A 16,735-nucleotide genomic window follows, 5' to 3' on the forward strand; every position below is an offset into this window, starting at 1 on the left:
CACCGCGGTGCACGCAGACGAAGGAGTCGACATGCTGGTCATTCTCGGATTCGCGATGATCCTCACCTTCATGGTGCTGATCATGACGAAGCGCCTCACCCCGATGGTGGCGCTCATCATCGTCCCCACGGTCTTCGGGCTGTTCGCCGGCGCCGGACTCGGGCTCGGCGACATGGTCATCGAGGCGATCGGCAGCCTCGCTCCGACCGCCGCCCTGTTGATGTTCGCGATCATGTACTTCGGGATCATGATCGACGTCGGGCTCTTCGACCCGCTCGTCCGGTTCATCGTCCGTGCGCTGGGCAATGACCCGGCGAAGATCGTCGTCGGTACGGCGCTCCTGGCGGGCGCGGTGTCACTCGACGGCGACGGGTCGACGACCTTCATCGTGACGACCGCCGCGATGCTGCCGATCTACCTACGGCTCGGCATGAACCCGGTCGTCCTCACCTGCGTCGCCGGGCTCGCGAACGGCACGCTCAACATCGTCCCGTGGGGTGGGCCGACCGTCCGAGCCGCCTCGGCCCTGGGCGTCTCGCCGACCGAGATCTTCGTCCCGATGCTGCCGTCGCTCGCCGCCGGCCTCGTCCTCGTGTTCGCCTTCGCCTGGTTCCTGGGACTGGGGGAGCGCAAGCGCCTCGCGGGCGTCGACCTCCTCGGCGACGGCGCCTCCGGCGTCGCCGCACCGGGTTCGGGTTCCGGGCCCGCCGACCACCCGCTCACCGGCGGCATGTCGACGACCTTCTCGACCAGTGCCCGTGGGCGCCTCGCGACCCTCGTCCGCCCTGACGACACGGCCATGGCCGACACGATGCTCGACCCCGAGCGCGACACCCTGCGCCCGCGACTCATCTGGGTCAACCTCGTGCTCACGGTCGCGGTGATGACGCTGCTCGTGCTCGACCTCGTGCCGTTGCCCTACGTGTTCATGGTCGGCACCGCCATCGCCCTCCTGGTGAACTTCCCGCGGCTCGCGCAGCAGTCCAAGGAGATCGTCGCCCACGCCCCGAGCATCGTCGGCGTCGTCTCGATGGTGCTCGCGGCCGGTGTGCTGATCGGCGTCCTCAACGGGACCGGCATGGTCACCGCGATGGCCGATTGGATCGTCGACATCATCCCGACGGAGCTCGGTCCGTTCCTCGCGGTCATCACCGGGGTGCTCAGCATCCCGATGACGTTCTTCATGAGCAACGACGCGTTCTACTTCGGCATCCTGCCGGTGCTGGCCGAGAGCGCCTCGACCTTCGGCATCGAGCCGGTCGAGATGGCGCGGGCGTCGATCACCGGTCAGCCGGTCCACCTGCAGAGCCCGCTCGTGCCGGCCATCCTCCTGCTCGTCTCGCTCGCCAGCGTGAACCTCGGCGACCACCACAAGAAGGTCCTGTGGCGCGCCGCGATCGTCTCGCTCGTGATGCTCGTCGTCGGCGTGCTCGTGGGCACCATCCCGTTCGGCTGACACCGGCGGGCGCCGAGGCTCAACGCGTGGTCGTCCAGTCGAGGTTGACGATGTCGCCGATGTAGATGTCGAGTCCGAAGCCGGGGATCGACGGGTTCATGCGGAGCAACTGCTGCTGCGGCAGGTCGAAGCGCTGCGCGATGTCGAAGAACACGTCGCCGGCGACCACCGTGTAACTGATCGGATTGCCATCGGCGTCCGAGACGACCGGGCCGAGCGCACCGTCCCTCGGCCCGAGGTCGAACGCGGGGCCCTCCGGAATCGGTTCCGCCGGTTCCGCCGGCGCGTTCGGCACGATCGGCGCCGGTTCAGGAGGCAGCGCGTCGCGCGCGGTCGAGGTGGGCACCGGGGCGACCGAGGGCGACGGGTCCGGCTGCTGGGTGACGACGACCGTCACCGGAGGCGGGGCCGGCTCCGAGACGCAGCCGCTGAGGGCGAGGAGACCGACGACGCCGATCGCGAGGGTCCGGGCGTGCGACAGCGCACGTCGACGTCGGCTCGATTCCTTCGGCCCCACAACGCATCCCCCCAGGATGGACCGGGCCCTCAGCGCGGTCGGCGGGGCTCGGTCGAACCCTCAGCCTACGGCGAGGCGCCGCGAGTCCGAGCAGGGCTAACCCCGAAATCCCGAGCGCCGGAGGCCCTCCAGTAGGCTGCTGGAACGCGCATCGAAGGAGAGCCATGACGGAGCAGGACATCGACCGGACCGGAACGGGAACCCCAACGGCAGGCCCGTCCACCGGCTTGCGATGGGGCATCCTCGGCCCCGCCGGCGTCGCGAAGAGCTTCACCGCCGACCTCCGACGGCACGGCTTCGACGTCCGGGCCGTCGCCTCGCGATCCGCCGAGACCGCAGCCGCGTTCGCCGCCGAGTTCGACATCCCGAACGTCCACGTGGGGTACGAGGCACTCGCCGCCGACCCCGAGGTCGACGTGATCTACATCGCGACCCCGCACCCGTTCCACGCTGAGCAGGCGGTGCTGGCGCTCGACGCCGGGAAGCATGTCCTCATCGAGAAGCCCTTCACCCTCAACGCCGCCGAGGCGCAGGCAGTCGTGGCGCTCGCCGCGGAGCGCGGTCTGGTCGTCCTCGAGGCGATGTGGACCCGGTTCCTCCCGCACATGGTCCGGCTCCGCGAGCTGCTTGCCGACGGCGTCATCGGGCAGCCGCGCAGCCTCGTCGCCGATCACACTCAGCTGCTCTCGGACGACCCGGAGCACCGCATGAACAACCTCGAGCTGGGCGGCGGCGCGCTGCTCGACCTCGGCGTGTACCCGGTCTCCTTCGCGTCGTCCGTCTTCGGGACCCCGACGACGATCCAGGCCACGGCCGCGCTCCGCGACACGGGGGCGGACATGCAGGTCGCGACCCTCTTCGGCTACGCGGACGGCCAGGTGGCGAACACCCTGTCGGCGAGCAACACCGTCGGCCCGAACCGCGCGGCCATCGTCGGGACCGACGGCTGGATCGAGTTCGACCGCGTCTGGTACACGGCGACGACCTTCCGAGTGTTCGGCACCGACGGCGAGGTCGTCGAGACCTACCGTTCCGAGGTGGACGGCCGCGGCATGCACTTCCAGGCGTGGGAGCTCGAACGGCTCGCCTCCGAGGGCCGGCTCTCCGGCGACATCATGCCGCTCGCCGAGACGGTCGCGATCATGGAGACCCTCGACGAGGTCAGGCGTCAGATCGGCGTCCGGTACCCGGGCGAGTGACCCGAGGCACCTGAACGCGCGGGTCGAGACCGCTCCGCCGTGCCCGAGCGCCCTCGTGCAACTCGATGGCGTCACTGTAGTGCCCGATCAGCGCGCTGCTGACGCTCTTCCAGCTGCGCGGCAGGACGCCTGCCCGAGCCGCGGCACCGAACGCCGCCCGCTTCACCTCGTCGCCCACGAGGTCCTGGACGAACCCGCGCAGCTGGTCGAGCCTGCCGGGTTCGTAGAGCCACCCGGTGCGGCTGGAGTCCACGAGGTCGACCGGCCCACCTCGACCGGTCGCGACGACGGGTACGCCAGAGGCCATCGCCTCCTGGATGGTCTGGCAGAAGGTCTCCGACTCGCCGGGGTGGACGAACACGTCCAGTCCCGCCATCGCGACCGCCAGCTCCTCGCCGCCCAGGAATCCGGTGAAGACCGCGTTCGGCAGCCGCTGTTCGAGTGAGGCACGCAGTGGCCCCTCGCCGACGATGACGAGCTTGACGCCCGGAAGCCGACCGAGCACCGCGAGGTCCTCGACCTGCTTCTCGGCCGCGAGCCGACCGACGTAGCCCACGATCCGTTCGCCGCCGGGAGCGACGGAACGACGCCAGGCTTCGCTGCGCCGCTCCGGGGAGAACCGCACGGCGTCGACGCCGCGCACCCACAGGCGGACCCGCGGGATGGCGTGCGCCTCCAGCTGAGCGATCGACTGCCGTGACGGCGCAAGCGTGAGCGTCGACCGGCCGTGGAGGCGCTCGACGTGCTGCCACAGCAACGCTTCGGCGACCGGGAACCCGTACCGTCCGGCGTAGGCCGGGATGTCGGTCTGGTACACGGCGACGGTCGGGACGCCCAAGCGCTCGGCGGCCTGGACACCGCGCCAGCCGAGGACGAACGGCGAGGCCAGGTGCACCACGTCGGGGCGGAAGCCGCGGAGGAGCTCGGTGATCCGGCCGACTCCGCCGGCGGCGACCCGCACGTTCCGGTAGCGGGGGAGCGGGATCGACGGGACGCCGTCCACCCGGAAGCCCTCGTGGAGCCGTGGCGTCAAGGCTCCGGCGCCGGGGGCGATGACGAGCACCTCGTCCCCTCGGTCCGCGAAGTGCTCCATGATGCGGAGCAGGGAGTGGGTGACGCCGTTCATCTGCGGCAGGAACGACTCGGTCACGATTGCGATCCTCACACCCATGATGCTCCGCGTCGTACGGGTCGCAGCGGTGCCCGGCGGGCGACGTGTCGGTGACCATCGGGTGACATCGCGGTGCCGCACGATGAGGCGCAGCCTGCTTTACTTATCGCATGAGTGCTGGTGGATTCGGAAGCGGCGGCGGGATCGCGTCGGAGCGGATCGAATCCTTCTCGTACACCCCGGCGCGGCGGCTGCGGCCGAACGCGAAGGTCCTGCCGGAGCACGCCCGTGGTCACAACCGGGCGCTCGTCCTCCAGACCCTCTTCGCCAGCGGTGCCATGAGTCGGGCCGACATCGCCCGCGCCACCGGCCTGACCCGGGTGAGCATCTCCGACCTCGTCGCCTCGCTCATCGCGGACAACCTCATCGTCGAGGTCGGCCTCCGCGAGACCTCTCGCCCGGGCAAGCCCGCCACGCTCATCGACATCAACCGCGACGAGTTCCAGATCGTCGGCCTCGACCTCTCCGACACCGAGGTGTTCAGAGGTGCTGTGCTGACCCTCGACGGCGAGGTCGTGACGATGCTCGAGGTACCGCTCGACGGCGCCACGGGGACGGACGCGATCGCGAAGGCCGTCGCGCTCGCCGCAGACCTCGTCGAGGAGGCGACGGTCGAGGTGCTGGGCATCGGGGTCGGTTCGCCCGGCGTCGTTGACATGACCGGCACGGTCCGCAGCGCCCCGAACCTCGGCTGGACCGACGTCGACCTCCAGGGGGCGATCGAGCAGGTCGCCCAGGTGCCGGTCCTCGTCGCGAACGACGCCAACGCCGCGGTGCTCGCGGAGTACAGCTTCGGCGGGGCGGACGGCGACCTCATGCTCGTGAGCGTCGGGAACGGCGTCGGGGCAGGGCTGCTCGTGGGCGGCCATCCGCTCTTCGGGAGCCGGTTCGCCGCCGGTGAGATCGGCCACGTGGTCGTCGGCACCGACGGCGGGCCGCTGTGCGCCTGCGGGAAGCGGGGGTGTCTCGAGGCCTGGCTGGCCGTGCCGCACCTGCGCGAGCTCCTCGCGGCGGCCGAGGCGAGCGATCTTCCCGCCGCGGAGGTCGAGCAGCGTCGCGAGGAGATCCTGCGCGCGGCAGGGGAGCGCCTCGGTGTCTCGCTCGCCGCGATCGTCGGTGCGCTGAACCTGTCGGAGATCGTGGTGAGCGGCCCGGAGGAGTTGCTCGCCGGCGTGCTCCTCGACGCGGCGATCGAGACCGTGCGGGCGCGCACGATGACCGAGTTCCACGGCGGCGTGCAGATCCGGATGAGCGAGCAGGGCGCCGACATCGTCCTGCGCGGCACCGCGGTGATGGTGCTCTCCGGCCTCCTCGGCGTCTCCTGACCCTCGGACGACGCGCGCGTCGCACATTTCCTCGGCGGACTCGGCGAAAAACCGCACCGCTTCCCGGTGTTTCCACTACCGGGCACGTATGGTGCAAGTGTGTGGCGGCTAGAGAAGAGACGGGATGACGGCGACGTGACGTCCGGAGTCGAACGGGAAGCAGCGGAGGCGCAACTCCGCGAGGGTCCCGTGGCGGCATCGGCAGGCGTGGTCGACACGGCGCTGCACGCCTGGCGTCAGCAGCTCAGCACGGTCGGCGGCCCATCGCCGCTGCTCCACTTCGTGGACGCCCCGACGACCCGGGTGGAGCTCAGCTCGACGCATCCCGGTGGTCTGCCGCAGTTCATCTCGGGCAAATCGACGCTGCTGTCGAACCTCATCCGCGACGAGATCGCGCTCCGCGGTGCGAAGCGCGCCGCCGACCGCATCACGACGAAGGGCATCGAGCTCTCCACCGTCCGTGGCATCGACGCCGTCCACCTCGCCGTCGGCCTCGCCCAGTGGACGCATCAGGGTGAGGACTTCAGCGCGCCGGTCCTGCTCCGGCCGCTGGCCATCCGCCGGTACGGTCGCGACTACGAGGTCAAGCTGCGCGGCGCCACGACCGCGAACCCGGAGCTCGTCCGCGCCCTCCGCGAGCAGTTCGGCATCGTCCTCGATCCCGACGAGTTCGTCGCGCTGAGTGAATCGGGCGGGGTCTTCAAGCCGCAGCCCGTCATCGACCGCCTCCGCTCGCTCGCCGCCGGGCTCGAGTGGTTCACCGTCCAGCCGCGTCTGCTCGTCTCCTCGTTCGCCGCCGTCGGTCACTCCCTGCTCGACGACGCTGCCAAGCTCGACCACCCGATCCTCGACGCCGTCGCCGGCGACGACGGTGCGGTCGGCCTCGTGCGCAGCAGCTTCACGCCCGTCGACGCGCCGGGCCAGGACGACCGCCCGCCGTCGACCGACACCCTCCTGCTCGACGCGGACGTCGAGCAGGAGAACGTCATCGCGCAGATCGGTGCCGGCAACTCGCTCGTCGTCACGACGCTTCCGGGCACGGGCGGCACGCAGACCATCGTGAACGCGATCGGCGTGCTCGCGTCGCAGCACAAGCGCGTCCTCGTCGTCAGCCCCCGCCGCTCCACGCTCGAGGGCATCCGCCACCGCCTGACCAAGGTCGGTCTGCCCGGTCTGTGCGCGTCGCCGTCGACCCTCCGCCGCGACCTCATCCAGGCGATCACGCGCAACGAGCGCGCGATCCCGCCGCAGGTCGGCGAGGTCGACGACGCACTCGTCCGGCTGCGTCGGGTCCTCATCGACTACCGCACCTCGCTGCAGGCGAAGGACCCGGACCTGCGGGTCTCGGTCATCGAAGCGCTCGAAGCACTCTCGAAGCTCTCCAAGCTGCCGCACCCTCCGGGAACCCTGGTCCGGCTCGACCGCCAGACGCTCGTCGGGCTCGCCGCAGGCCGCTCCCGCGCCGCGGAGGCGCTCGAAGGCGCGGCCGCCCTCGGCGAGTTCCGCTACGGTCCGGGCGACTCGCCCTGGTACGGCGCGTCGTTCGACACGACCGCGGAAGCCCAGGAGACCCATGACCTCGCCAAGCGCCTGCACCGTAAGGACCTGCCGCAGCTCCTGGAGCGCGCGTACGGCCTCATCGGGCAGACGCAGATGCGGCCGTTCGAGTCCATCGACGAGCTGGGCATCTACCTGCGACTCCTCGCGGACGTCCGGGAGACGCTCGACCGCTTCCAGCCCGACGTCTTCGACCGGTCGCTCGCCGACCTGATCGTCGCGACGAGCCCGCGGAAGGACTCCGCCGCGATGTCGTCGGCGAGCCGCCGGCGACTCAAGGCCCTGGCCAAGGAGTACCTGCGGCCCGGCGCACACGTGCCCGACATGAACGCCGCCCTCCGTCGGATCCAGCAGCAGCGCACCCTGTGGCAGCGCTACGTGACGACCGGCGCGCCGCCCGAGGTGCCGCTCGGCATCGCGGACGTCGAGCAGGCGTACCAGACGGTCGCCGCGAAGCTCGAGCTGGTCGACCAGCCGCTCGGTATCGCCGACACTCCCGACCGCCTCGGACGCCTCGCGATCCCGAGTCTCGTCCGCACGATCTCCGAGCTCGCCGCCGAGTCCGAGGTCCTCCACAACCTCCAGGAGCGCACCGCGATCCTCGCCGGCCTGCGCGAGCAGGGTCTCGGCGAGCTCATCATCGACCTCTCACAGCGACACGTGCCGCGGACGCGCCTCGCCGACGAGCTCGAGCTCGCTTGGTGGCAGTCGATGCTCGAACTCGTGCTCACCGAGGACCGCGGTCTGCTCGGCGCGAACACGAGCGTCGTCGAACGTCTCGAGTCCGACTTCCGGCTGGTGGACGAGGCGCACGCCTCCGCCTCCGGGCAGCTCCTCGCCTCGCTGCTGGCCGACACCTGGAAGATCGGTCTCGTCGACCACGCCACCGAGGGCATGGCGCTCCGTTCGCTCCTCAAGCGCGATCGACCGCTCCGAGCGGCCGAGCTCGAGCAGGCGGCCCCCACGTTGTCCCGTGTCCTCGCGCCGGTCTGGCTCGTCTCGCCGTACGAGGTGCCGCGCATCCCCGAGAGCGCGTCCTTCGACGCCGTCTTCCTCGTCGACGCTGGGGCGACGCTCCTCGCCGAGAACGTGGACGCCATCCGTCGTGCGCGTCAGGTCGTCGCCTTCGGTGACCCCGTCACGCAGAGTCCGTCGCCCTTCGAGATCCGTCTGACGGATCAGGAGGCGACCCCCGAGCAGCACGCCGACATCGCCGAACTGCACCGTGAGTCGGCGCTCGAACAGCTGAGCTCCGTCCTGCCGACCCTCATGCTCACGCGCTCCTACCGCGCGGGAGGCGAAGACCTCGCAGAACTCGTCAACGAGCGGTTCTACGGTGGCCAGATCGACTCCCTGCCGTGGGCGGGTTCGTTCCTGGGCCACGGCAGCCTGAGCCTCGATTACGTGCCCGGCGGGCTCGGCATGCCCGACCCGGTCACCGGAGCGGTGGAGAGTGTCGACGTCGAGGTCGAACGAGTGGTGGAACTCGTCCTCGAGCACGCCTCGAACCGTCCGAAGGAATCCCTGATGGTCGTGACCGCGAGCGACAAGCACGCGGTCCGGGTCCAGCAGGCGGTCCTCGCAGCGTTCTCCCGTCGGGCTGACCTCTCCGACTTCCTCCTCCGCGAGCGGGCGGAACCGTTCACCGTGCTGACGCTCGAGCAGTCCGTGGCCGAGAGCCGCGACCGCGTCATCTTCTCGATCGGGTACGGCCTGACGCCGCACGGGCGGGTCCTGTCCGACTTCGGCGCGCTGGGTCAGCCCGGCGGCGACCGGCTGCTCGCGGTCGGTATGACGCGCGCGCGGCGGTCCATGGTGATCGTCTCGTGCGTCCGCCCCGAGGACCTCGACCAGAACCGGATCCAGCACGGCATCCTCGCGCTCGCACGCATCCTCACGGACACGTCGCGCCGCGCCTCCGAGGATCAGGCGACGCACGAGGCCGAGCCGATGCTCGTCGACCTCGCGACGCGCCTCGAGACGCTCGGGATGCGGGTCGACATGGGCTACCGCGGCAAGCTCGCCCTGGTCGCCTCGTGGGGTGGCCGAGCCGTGGTCGTCGAGTGCGACGAGGAACTGGGTGACGCGAGCCTCCGTGAATCGCTGCGGCTCCGCCCCGACGTCCTGCGCCGCCTCGGCTGGCACTACGTCCGCGTGCACAGCTTCGACCTCTTCGCCGATGCCGAGGCGGTCGCGCAGCGTGTGGCCGGTGTGCTCGGGCTCAACACGACCGAGCACCTCGACACCGCGCCGATCGCCGTGCAGGTCCCGCGCCACTGATGGTCGGACACTGATCATGCAGGACGATCAGGAGCCACGGATCGTCCGCCCCCGAGGATCGAGGCGGGCGATCCGCCCCGGTGCTCCCGGAACGGATCCCGCGCCGCAGCTGCCGGCCGATCCCGTCAAGGCGGCGGAGGACACCGACGCCGCCTGGGGCGGCACCGCCAAACCCGCCGGCGGCGGTGGCAACGACGACGAGCTGCAACGCAACGTCCCGCCCCACTGGTGAGCGGGACGGGACGTCGGTGCTGCTGGACGAGCCGGACTAGCGGCCGTCGGTCGTGTCGTCGCGTGCGGGCGGCAGCGGAGCGCTCGTGCCCGTCTTCAGCACGTCGCGGATCTCGGTGAGGAGCGACAGCTCGCTCGGTGCTGCCGGCTCATCGGCGACGGTCGGCTTCGTCGTGATGCGCTTGAAGTGGTTCATCGGCAGCACGATGACGAAGTAGACGACGGCGGCGACGAGCACGAACTGGATCGCCGCGCCGAGGAACGCACCGAACTGCAGATCGGCCGTCTTCCCATCGAGGGTCGGGATCGAGACGACGAAGGCTTCCTTCAAGCTCTCCGCCTTGAAGAGTGCCCCGAGCAGCGGGTTGAAGATGTTCTCGACGAGCGAGTTGACGATGGCGGTGAACGCGGCCCCGATCACGACGGCCACGGCCAGGTCGATCACGTTGCCGCGGAGGATGAACTCCTTGAAGCCTTTGAGCATGGGGTCTCCCTGAGGATCGGGATGGGCAGGACCCTGGCTACGCTACCGGCTCAGGACGCGGCGCTCCCGGCGGAGGCCGGTGTGGCGCTGGAGCCGGAGCCTGAGCTGGAGGAGCCACCCGAGGAGGAGGATCCGCCCTTGGGGTCCGAGGAGGACGAGCTCGACGACCCCTCCGAGGACTTCGAGGAGGCAGGGATGGAGCTCGAGCCCTTGCCGGCACCGGCGCGGGAGTCCGTGCGGTAGAAGCCGGAGCCGTTGAACGTGACACCGACCGCGCTGAACAGCTTGCGCAGCTTGCCGGAGCACGCCGGGCACTCGGTGAGGGAGTCGTCGGTGAAGGACTGCTGGACGTCGAAGGCGTTGCCGCACTCAGTGCAGCGGTAGGCGTAGGTGGGCACGGGGTCTCCTGGGATGTGGTGGGTCGGCGCGCTCAGCGGCGCGGTCTGACCTGGTCGAAGTCGAGGATGCGGCTCGGGGTCACGGCACCGCCGACGGGTTCGTCGTGGATCTCGCTCGGGACCTCGTCGAGGATCTCGGTGTCGTACAGCACGGCGTAGACGGGCGGGCAGCGCTCCATCGAGCCGAGCGTCTTGTCGAAGTACCCGCGACCCCAGCCCATGCGCATGCCGTGGGCGTCGACGGCGGCCGCGGGGACGAGGATGAGGTCGACGTCGTTGATCGCGATGGGACCGAGGGTGGTACCCACGACCTCGGGGGTGCCGGCGAAGCCCACCGTCTCGATGCCTTCCTCGCCGATCGTCCAGTCGAGGAGCCCGTCGGTGCGGGTGATGGGGAACAGGATGCGGATGCCCGCCTCCTGCGCCCACTGGAGGAAGGGACGGGTGTCGGGCTCGCTCGGGGAGGAGAGGTAGCAGGCGATGGAGGTCGCGCCGAAGCGGGAGACGAGGGCTCGGAGGTTGTCCGTCAGGCCGGTGGTCGACCGCTCCTTCTCCAGGGAGGTGAGCAGCTCCCGCCGCTCACGGAGCTCGGCGCGCAGCGCTCGTTTCTCGTGTTCGGCGGGGCTCGTCATGCGACCCATTCTAAACGGCTCGTCGTCGCGCCCGGCTCGTTGCCCGACCTCATAGCCGACATCCGTCGCCTCGTCCAGGGGTTCAGGGGATTTCACCCTCGATCGAGGGGGTATTCGGCGACTTCCCCGGCTCCACACGATAGGTTTTCCCTCATGACCACTCGTGTTACCAAAGCAGTCATCCCCGCAGCAGGTCTCGGCACCCGGTTCCTTCCGGCGACGAAGGCCCTGCCGAAGGAGATGCTCCCCGTCGTCGACAAGCCGGCCATCCAGTACGTCGTCGAGGAGGCCGTCAGCGCCGGGCTCGCCGATGTGCTCATGATCATCGGCCGCAACAAGAACGCCCTCGCCAACCACTTCGACCGCGTGACCGAGCTCGAGCTCAACCTCGCGAAGAAGGGCGACACCCAGCGCCTCGAGAAGGTCAACGAGTCGAGTGAGCTCGCCGACATCCACTTCCTGCGCCAGGGAGACCCGAAGGGCCTCGGCCACGCCGTCCTGCGGGCCAAGCGCCACGTCGGCCACGAGCCCTTCGCCGTGCTCCTCGGCGACGACCTCATCGACGCCCGCGACGTCCTCCTCGAGCGCATGCTCGACGAGCAGGACAACCGCAACGCGACGATCATCGCTCTCATGGAGGTCGACCCCGATTCGATCCACATGTACGGTGCAGCAGCCGTCGAGGCCACCGACGACCCCGACGTCGTCCGGGTGACCGGGCTCGTCGAGAAGCCCGCGAAGGAGGACGCCCCGTCCAACCTCGCCATCATCGGCCGCTACGTACTGAAGCCCGAGGTGTTCGAGATCCTCGAGCGCACCGAGCCGGGCAAGGGTGGCGAGATCCAGCTGACCGACGCGCTCCAGGAGATGGCCGCCGACGTCGAAGGCACGGGCGGCGTCTACGGCGTCATCTTCCGCGGCCGTCGTTACGACACGGGCGACCGCCTCGACTACATCAAGGCGATCGTGCAGCTCGCCGTCGACCGCGAGGACCTCGGTCCCGAGCTGCGTCCGTGGCTCAAGGGCTTCGCCGGGAACCTGGACTGAGTCCACCCGACGACACACGACGCGCCCCGGGTCCGCAGCTGCGGATCTCGGGGCGCGGTCGTGTCGATGCATCGGTGAGCGCTCCACTAGGCTCACCACAGAACGCGAGAGGGGTGGCACGGTGGCGCAGGTCGTACCCGTTCTGAGCAGTGGGCGAGTGAGCATCCGGCCGATCAAGGTCCGTGACGCGAGGCCGCTCGAGCGCGAGCTCGCGGAGAACCGAGCCTGGTTGCGCCGCTGGGAGGCGACGAGCCCCTACGGCCCGGTCCCGGCCGACAGCCGTGCGGCGATCCGGTCGCTGCAGAACCACGCACGCTCGGGCGCAGGCCTCCCGTTCGTCATCGAGGTCGACGGGGAGTTCGCCGGCCAGCTCAACGTCTCCGGCATCACCTACGGATCGCTGGCCTCGGCGTCGATCGGCTACTGGGTCTCCCAGCGGTTCGCGGGTCTCGGCGCCACACCGATCGCGACCGCCCTGGCCACCGATCACTGCTTCACCGCCCTGCAGCTCCATCGTCTGGAGATCTGCATCCGGCCCGAGAACGCTCCGAGCCTGCGGGTCGTCGAGAAGCTCGGGTTCCGGTACGAGGGACTGCGGCGCCGCTTCATCCACATCGACGGCGACTGGCGCGATCACTTCTGTTTCGGCCTCGTCCGCGAAGAAGTCCCGGGCGGCGTCCTGAACCGGTGGTTGGACGGCCAGGTCCCGAAGGACGCGTGCGTGATCCCCGAGGCCGACCGTCTCGCGGCCGCGTCGCCGTTCCCCACCCGCTGACCCGGTAGCCGTTTTCCCCCTCTATCCGGGGACACACCCGACGACTGCCCGTCTCCGGTCGTTGCACCCGCTACGGTCAGGGACATGGACGGCGGATTCCTGAGCGGTGGGGTGATCATTCTGGTCGCAGCGATGCTGTGGCTGGTGTACCTGGTGCCGTCGTGGGTGCGTGACAGTCAGTTCTCCGCCAGCGAGCGCAACGCGATCCGGCTGCAGCAGACGCTCCGTGTGCTCGCCGAGACGGCTGAGGTCCCGGAGGCCGTCCGGCTCGAGGCGACGTCGCGTGAGGTCGCCGCGCAGCGCAAGCTCCTCAAGCAGCTCGAGGCCAGGACGAAGGCGACGGCCGAGGCCGCGGCGCGCGTCGAACTCGCCGAAGCCGACCGGATCCGCCGCGAGGAGGAGGCCAGGGCCGTGCAGGCCGAAGCCGCCGCCCGTGCCGCGGAGGATGCTCGTCGTGCGGCCGCTGCTGCAGCCCGTGCCGTGCAGCGCAACGCCCGAGCGGCGAAGCTCGCGCGAAGCCGCCGTCGCTCCAGACTGCTCGCGACCACCGTGTTGGTCGCCTCCATCATCGGGTTCTGCTCCGGCGTGACCGCGTTCCTCGCGGGTGGCGGTCTCGTCCTCGGTATCTCGTCCACGGTCGTCGGTCTGCTCGCTCTCTCCGCGCTCTCCCGGATGTCGCGCATCGCCCACCGTGCCGTCGCGCCGGTACCGGCGGTCGCAGTCACGACCAGGCGTGTCGAGTCGGCGCTCTTCGAGTACAACGAGCCCGTCAAGGCGGCGTCGCAGGCGCAGACGTGGACCCCAACGTCCATCCCGAAGCCGCTCCACCTCTCCGAGGGCTCGTCGGCTGCCGCTGAGCTGGCGAAGGCCGACGCCTACGATCGCCTGCGCCAGGCGGCCATGCAGGAGGCCATCGCCTCCCGCGCCGAACGTCTCGCGCCGGTCGTACCGACGATCGTCCGTCGTCCGGAGCCCGTCGCCGCTCCGCAGCCCGAGCGCGTCGAACCGCAGCCGGCCCCGAGCCGTTTCGCCTCGATGGGTGTCATCGACGAGGGCGAGATCGCTGCCGGCGGCTCCACCCTGCTGCAGCGTCGCCGCGCCGCGGGCTGAGTCCCGACCGCGCCCGTCCGGTCGTTCGTGAACCGGTCACCGGCGACGGATAGACTCGTCGAGGGGGTTCGTCGCTCGGTTCTCGTCGACGCCCTGGAACGCGAAAGGTGACCATGGGCGTGTGGCGGAAGAGCCGGCGGAAGCCGATGAAGCCCTACGTCGCGCCCCCTGAGGTGGCTCCGCCGCCGGTCGAGCACGCGGTCGAGGAAGGCCTCCTCATCGCGCGGTCCTGGACCGTGGTCGAGGTCACGAACTGGATCATCGAGCGCGCACTCCGCGACGGCGCGTCCTACGACGCCGAGGCGACGCAGGCGGCTGTCCGGCGTGAGCTGGGGCGCATGGCCGACGAGCAGGAGGAGTACGCCGACCTCGCACGGGAGGCGCGCCAGACGGCGTTCCAGCGGCGGGGGAGTGCTCGTCATCAGCACGACTACCGTGCTGGCGACCTGAGTGCCCTGTCCCGTCGCCGCGAGGTGTATTCGGGGCTCGCCGCCGAACTCCGACGGGTGAGCAAGGACGAGGAGTTCGTCGCGGCGATCGCGGAATCCGCTCGTGAGCGTGCGTGGGGTGACCTGGAGCGCGCCATCCAGGCGAAGCTCGACCGGGTCCTCGACGAGCCGGTCGTCGACGAGCACTATCGGCGTGCCCGGAGCCAGCGGCTCCGCTGGTTCCGCGATCTCGACCTCGCTGCCCTCATCGCCGCCAATCCGAAGGACGGCAGCATGCCGGTCGACGACGGCCCGAACCCCTACGAGGACTAGCGCGGCCGGTTCGAAACGGCTCGCCGGTTCTGCTAGCCTGGACGAGTAGTTGGGCCCATGGCGCAGTCCGGTAGCGCACCTCGTTCGCATCGAGGGGGTCAGGGGTTCGAATCCCCTTGGGTCCACCAGCTGCAACGACAACCCCGCACCTCACGGTGCGGGGTTGTCGCGTTTCCGGGCGTCGGCGGCGCCCGCGTCCTGTACGGTCAGGGGCACGGCGCCGCTTGGGTTCCCGTGAACGGGACGAGCAGTCATGCCAGCAGCATCCGAACCGACCGTGCAGCGCGACGCCGTCCTCGGGGTGATCGGTACCTCGCTGAAACCCGACGAACGACGCGTGCCGATCCACCCGGCGCACTTCGAGCGCATCCCGGAGGAGTTCCGGTCTCGGATCGTCGTGGAGCACGGCTACGGTGCCCGGTTCGGCGTCTCCGACGAGGAGATCGCGCCCTACGTCCGCTCGTTCGCGACGCGCGCCGAGGTCATCGCGCAGGCGGACGTCGTCCTCCTGCCGAAACCGCAGCTCGAGGACGTCCAGGAGCTCCGGGACGGGCAGACGCTCTGGGGCTGGCCGCACTGCGTCCAGGACGCCGCGCTGACGCAGCTCGCGATCGACAAACGACTCACGCTGATCGCCTTCGAGGCGATGAACCATTGGGCCGCCGACGGCAGTTTCGGGTTGCACGTCTTCCACAAGAACAACGAGCTCGCCGGCTACAGCTCGGTGATCCACGCGTTGGAACTCTGCGGCTCCACCGGCAGCTACGGCCGTCGCCTGACCGCCGTGGTCATCGGGTTCGGCGCGACCGCCCGAGGTGCCGTGACCGCGCTCAACGCCCATGGGATCCACGACGTGCGCGTGCTCACCAACCGCCGGGTCGCGGCGGTCGCGGCGCCCATCCATTCCGCCCGCATGATCCAGTTCGACCACGACGACGGCCCGTACCTCAGCGAGGTCATCACCGACGAGGGCCGCGTCGCGCTCGCACCCTTCCTGGCCGAGAGCGACATCGTCGTCAACTGCACGCTGCAGGACCCCAACGCACCACTGCTCTACCTCCGTGAGGACGATCTCGGCGCGTTCCGGCCCGGGAGCCTCATCGTGGACGTCTCCTGCGACGAGGGCATGGCCTTCGAATGGGCGCGCACGACCGGGTTCGACGACCCGATGTTCACCGTCGGGCGCGGGGAGATCAACTACTACGCGGTCGACCACAGTCCGTCGCTCCTGTGGAACTCGTCGAGCTGGGAGAACAGCGAGGCGTTGCTGCCGTTCTTGCCCACCGTCCTGGCCGGACCGGCCGCCTGGGCCGACAGCCTGACCGTCCAGCGGGCCGTCGAGATCCAGGACGGCGTCATCCTCAACCCCGCGGTCACCGAGTTCCAGCACCGGTCGGCCGAGTACCCGCACGAGATCCTGCCGGGCTGATCGGTTCTCGGCCGACCGTTCAAGCAGTGGGGCCGCGGCGGGCCTCTCGGTGTACCGCTGACGGAGGCACCTCGCCCGGGAGGCCTCTCGTGGGCACTTCGACAGGCTCAGTGACCGGGAGAGGTGCACCCGGCTTCACCCCGGTCCCCGAGCAGCCCCCTCCGGTCCCCGAGCAACCCTCTCCGGTCCCTGAGCGGCCCCCTCCGGTCCCTGAGCCTGTCGAAGGGCATTCGTAGGCACTTCGACAAGCTCAGTGACCGGAAGAGGTGCACCCGTACTGAATCGGAACGATGAGGCCTGTTCGTGGGCACTTCGACAAGCTCAGTGACCGGGAAACGTCTGTCCGCACCGCTGCGGTCCCGG

General features: G+C 70.1%; 15 protein-coding genes and 1 tRNA gene. 11 read left to right on the forward strand and 5 right to left on the reverse strand.

Going from position 1 to position 16,735, the window contains the following annotated elements; genetic code table 11:
- The first annotated feature begins 31 nt into the window (after nt 1–31).
- On the forward strand, nt 32–1,456 hold the full coding sequence (locus ACLIME_RS01705) for a CitMHS family transporter (protein WP_124768902.1): 1,425 nt from the start codon (nt 32–34) through the stop codon (nt 1,454–1,456).
- A 19-nt stretch (nt 1,457–1,475) separates the two neighbouring features.
- On the opposite strand, the gene ACLIME_RS01710 is transcribed toward ACLIME_RS01705, so the two are convergent.
- Nucleotides 1,476–1,973 carry a LysM peptidoglycan-binding domain-containing protein gene (locus ACLIME_RS01710; RefSeq protein WP_411558060.1) on the reverse strand — a complete coding sequence of 166 codons (498 nt, stop codon included), beginning with the start codon at nt 1,971–1,973 and terminating at the stop codon, nt 1,476–1,478.
- A gap of 164 nt (nt 1,974–2,137) precedes the next feature.
- Here ACLIME_RS01710 and ACLIME_RS01715 point away from each other — a divergent pair, with 164 nt between their 5' ends.
- Nucleotides 2,138–3,172 (forward strand): Gfo/Idh/MocA family protein, encoded by a 1,035-nt coding sequence (locus ACLIME_RS01715; RefSeq protein WP_124768904.1) that lies wholly within the window; start codon nt 2,138–2,140, stop codon nt 3,170–3,172.
- Here ACLIME_RS01715 and ACLIME_RS01720 read toward each other — a convergent pair.
- Entirely contained in the window at nt 3,135–4,337 is a 1,203-nt protein-coding gene (locus ACLIME_RS01720) for a glycosyltransferase family 4 protein (RefSeq protein ID WP_411558061.1), read from the reverse strand. The two genes, ACLIME_RS01715 and ACLIME_RS01720, sit on opposite strands and share 38 nt — an antisense overlap.
- A 116-nt stretch (nt 4,338–4,453) precedes the next feature.
- On the opposite strand from ACLIME_RS01720, the gene ACLIME_RS01725 reads away from it, so the two are divergent.
- The 3 genes from ACLIME_RS01725 to ACLIME_RS01735 all read left to right on the forward strand — a co-directional run bounded on the left by ACLIME_RS01725 (nt 4,454) and on the right by ACLIME_RS01735 (nt 9,737).
- Nucleotides 4,454–5,668 (forward strand): ROK family transcriptional regulator, encoded by a 1,215-nt coding sequence (locus ACLIME_RS01725; RefSeq protein ID WP_124768906.1) that lies wholly within the window; start codon nt 4,454–4,456, stop codon nt 5,666–5,668.
- Between the two features lie 99 nt (nt 5,669–5,767).
- Entirely contained in the window at nt 5,768–9,505 is a 3,738-nt protein-coding gene (locus ACLIME_RS01730; protein ID WP_411558062.1) for an AAA family ATPase, read from the forward strand.
- Nucleotides 9,506–9,521: 16 nt separating this feature from the next.
- Complete coding sequence (locus tag ACLIME_RS01735) at nt 9,522–9,737, forward strand: hypothetical protein (RefSeq protein ID WP_079705393.1); 216 nt, start codon at nt 9,522–9,524, stop codon at nt 9,735–9,737.
- Nucleotides 9,738–9,773: 36 nt separating this feature from the next.
- On the opposite strand, the gene mscL is transcribed toward ACLIME_RS01735, so the two are convergent.
- Genes mscL through ACLIME_RS01750 form a run of 3 tightly spaced genes read right to left on the reverse strand, consistent with a single transcriptional unit; the run spans nt 9,774 to nt 11,250 of the window.
- Nucleotides 9,774–10,220, reverse strand: coding sequence for a large conductance mechanosensitive channel protein MscL (mscL, locus tag ACLIME_RS01740; RefSeq protein ID WP_175116206.1), 447 nt, complete (start codon nt 10,218–10,220; stop codon nt 9,774–9,776).
- Nucleotides 10,221–10,270: 50 nt separating this feature from the next.
- Nucleotides 10,271–10,618 (reverse strand): FmdB family zinc ribbon protein, encoded by a 348-nt coding sequence (locus ACLIME_RS01745; protein ID WP_079705395.1) that lies wholly within the window; start codon nt 10,616–10,618, stop codon nt 10,271–10,273.
- A gap of 32 nt (nt 10,619–10,650) precedes the next feature.
- The gene (locus ACLIME_RS01750; RefSeq protein ID WP_085511023.1) at nt 10,651–11,250 is read right to left on the reverse strand and encodes a 5-formyltetrahydrofolate cyclo-ligase; all 600 of its coding nucleotides are present in this window, start codon (nt 11,248–11,250) and stop codon (nt 10,651–10,653) included.
- A 153-nt stretch (nt 11,251–11,403) separates the two neighbouring features.
- Between ACLIME_RS01750 and galU the strand changes: the two genes are divergently transcribed.
- The 6 genes from galU to ACLIME_RS01780 all read left to right on the forward strand — a co-directional run bounded on the left by galU (nt 11,404) and on the right by ACLIME_RS01780 (nt 16,372).
- Nucleotides 11,404–12,297, forward strand: coding sequence for a UTP--glucose-1-phosphate uridylyltransferase GalU (gene galU / locus ACLIME_RS01755; protein WP_079705396.1), 894 nt, complete (start codon nt 11,404–11,406; stop codon nt 12,295–12,297).
- A gap of 121 nt (nt 12,298–12,418) precedes the next feature.
- On the forward strand, nt 12,419–13,072 hold the full coding sequence (locus ACLIME_RS01760) for a GNAT family N-acetyltransferase (protein ID WP_086474356.1): 654 nt from the start codon (nt 12,419–12,421) through the stop codon (nt 13,070–13,072).
- An 84-nt stretch (nt 13,073–13,156) separates the two neighbouring features.
- Nucleotides 13,157–14,182, forward strand: a complete 1,026-nt coding sequence (locus ACLIME_RS01765; RefSeq protein WP_121289799.1) for a hypothetical protein — start codon at nt 13,157–13,159, stop codon at nt 14,180–14,182.
- 107 nt (nt 14,183–14,289) lie between these two features.
- Nucleotides 14,290–14,943, forward strand: coding sequence for a hypothetical protein (locus ACLIME_RS01770; protein ID WP_137242059.1), 654 nt, complete (start codon nt 14,290–14,292; stop codon nt 14,941–14,943).
- A 51-nt stretch (nt 14,944–14,994) separates the two neighbouring features.
- A tRNA-Ala gene (locus ACLIME_RS01775) sits at nt 14,995–15,071 on the forward strand.
- Nucleotides 15,072–15,196: 125 nt separating this feature from the next.
- Nucleotides 15,197–16,372, forward strand: a complete 1,176-nt coding sequence (locus tag ACLIME_RS01780) for a N(5)-(carboxyethyl)ornithine synthase (protein ID WP_411558063.1) — start codon at nt 15,197–15,199, stop codon at nt 16,370–16,372.
- The last annotated feature ends 363 nt before the right edge of the window (nt 16,373–16,735 follow it).

This window comes from Plantibacter sp. MPB07 (assembly GCF_046619465.1).
In the GTDB taxonomy this organism is placed as follows: Bacteria; Actinomycetota; Actinomycetes; order Actinomycetales; family Microbacteriaceae; genus Plantibacter; species Plantibacter auratus.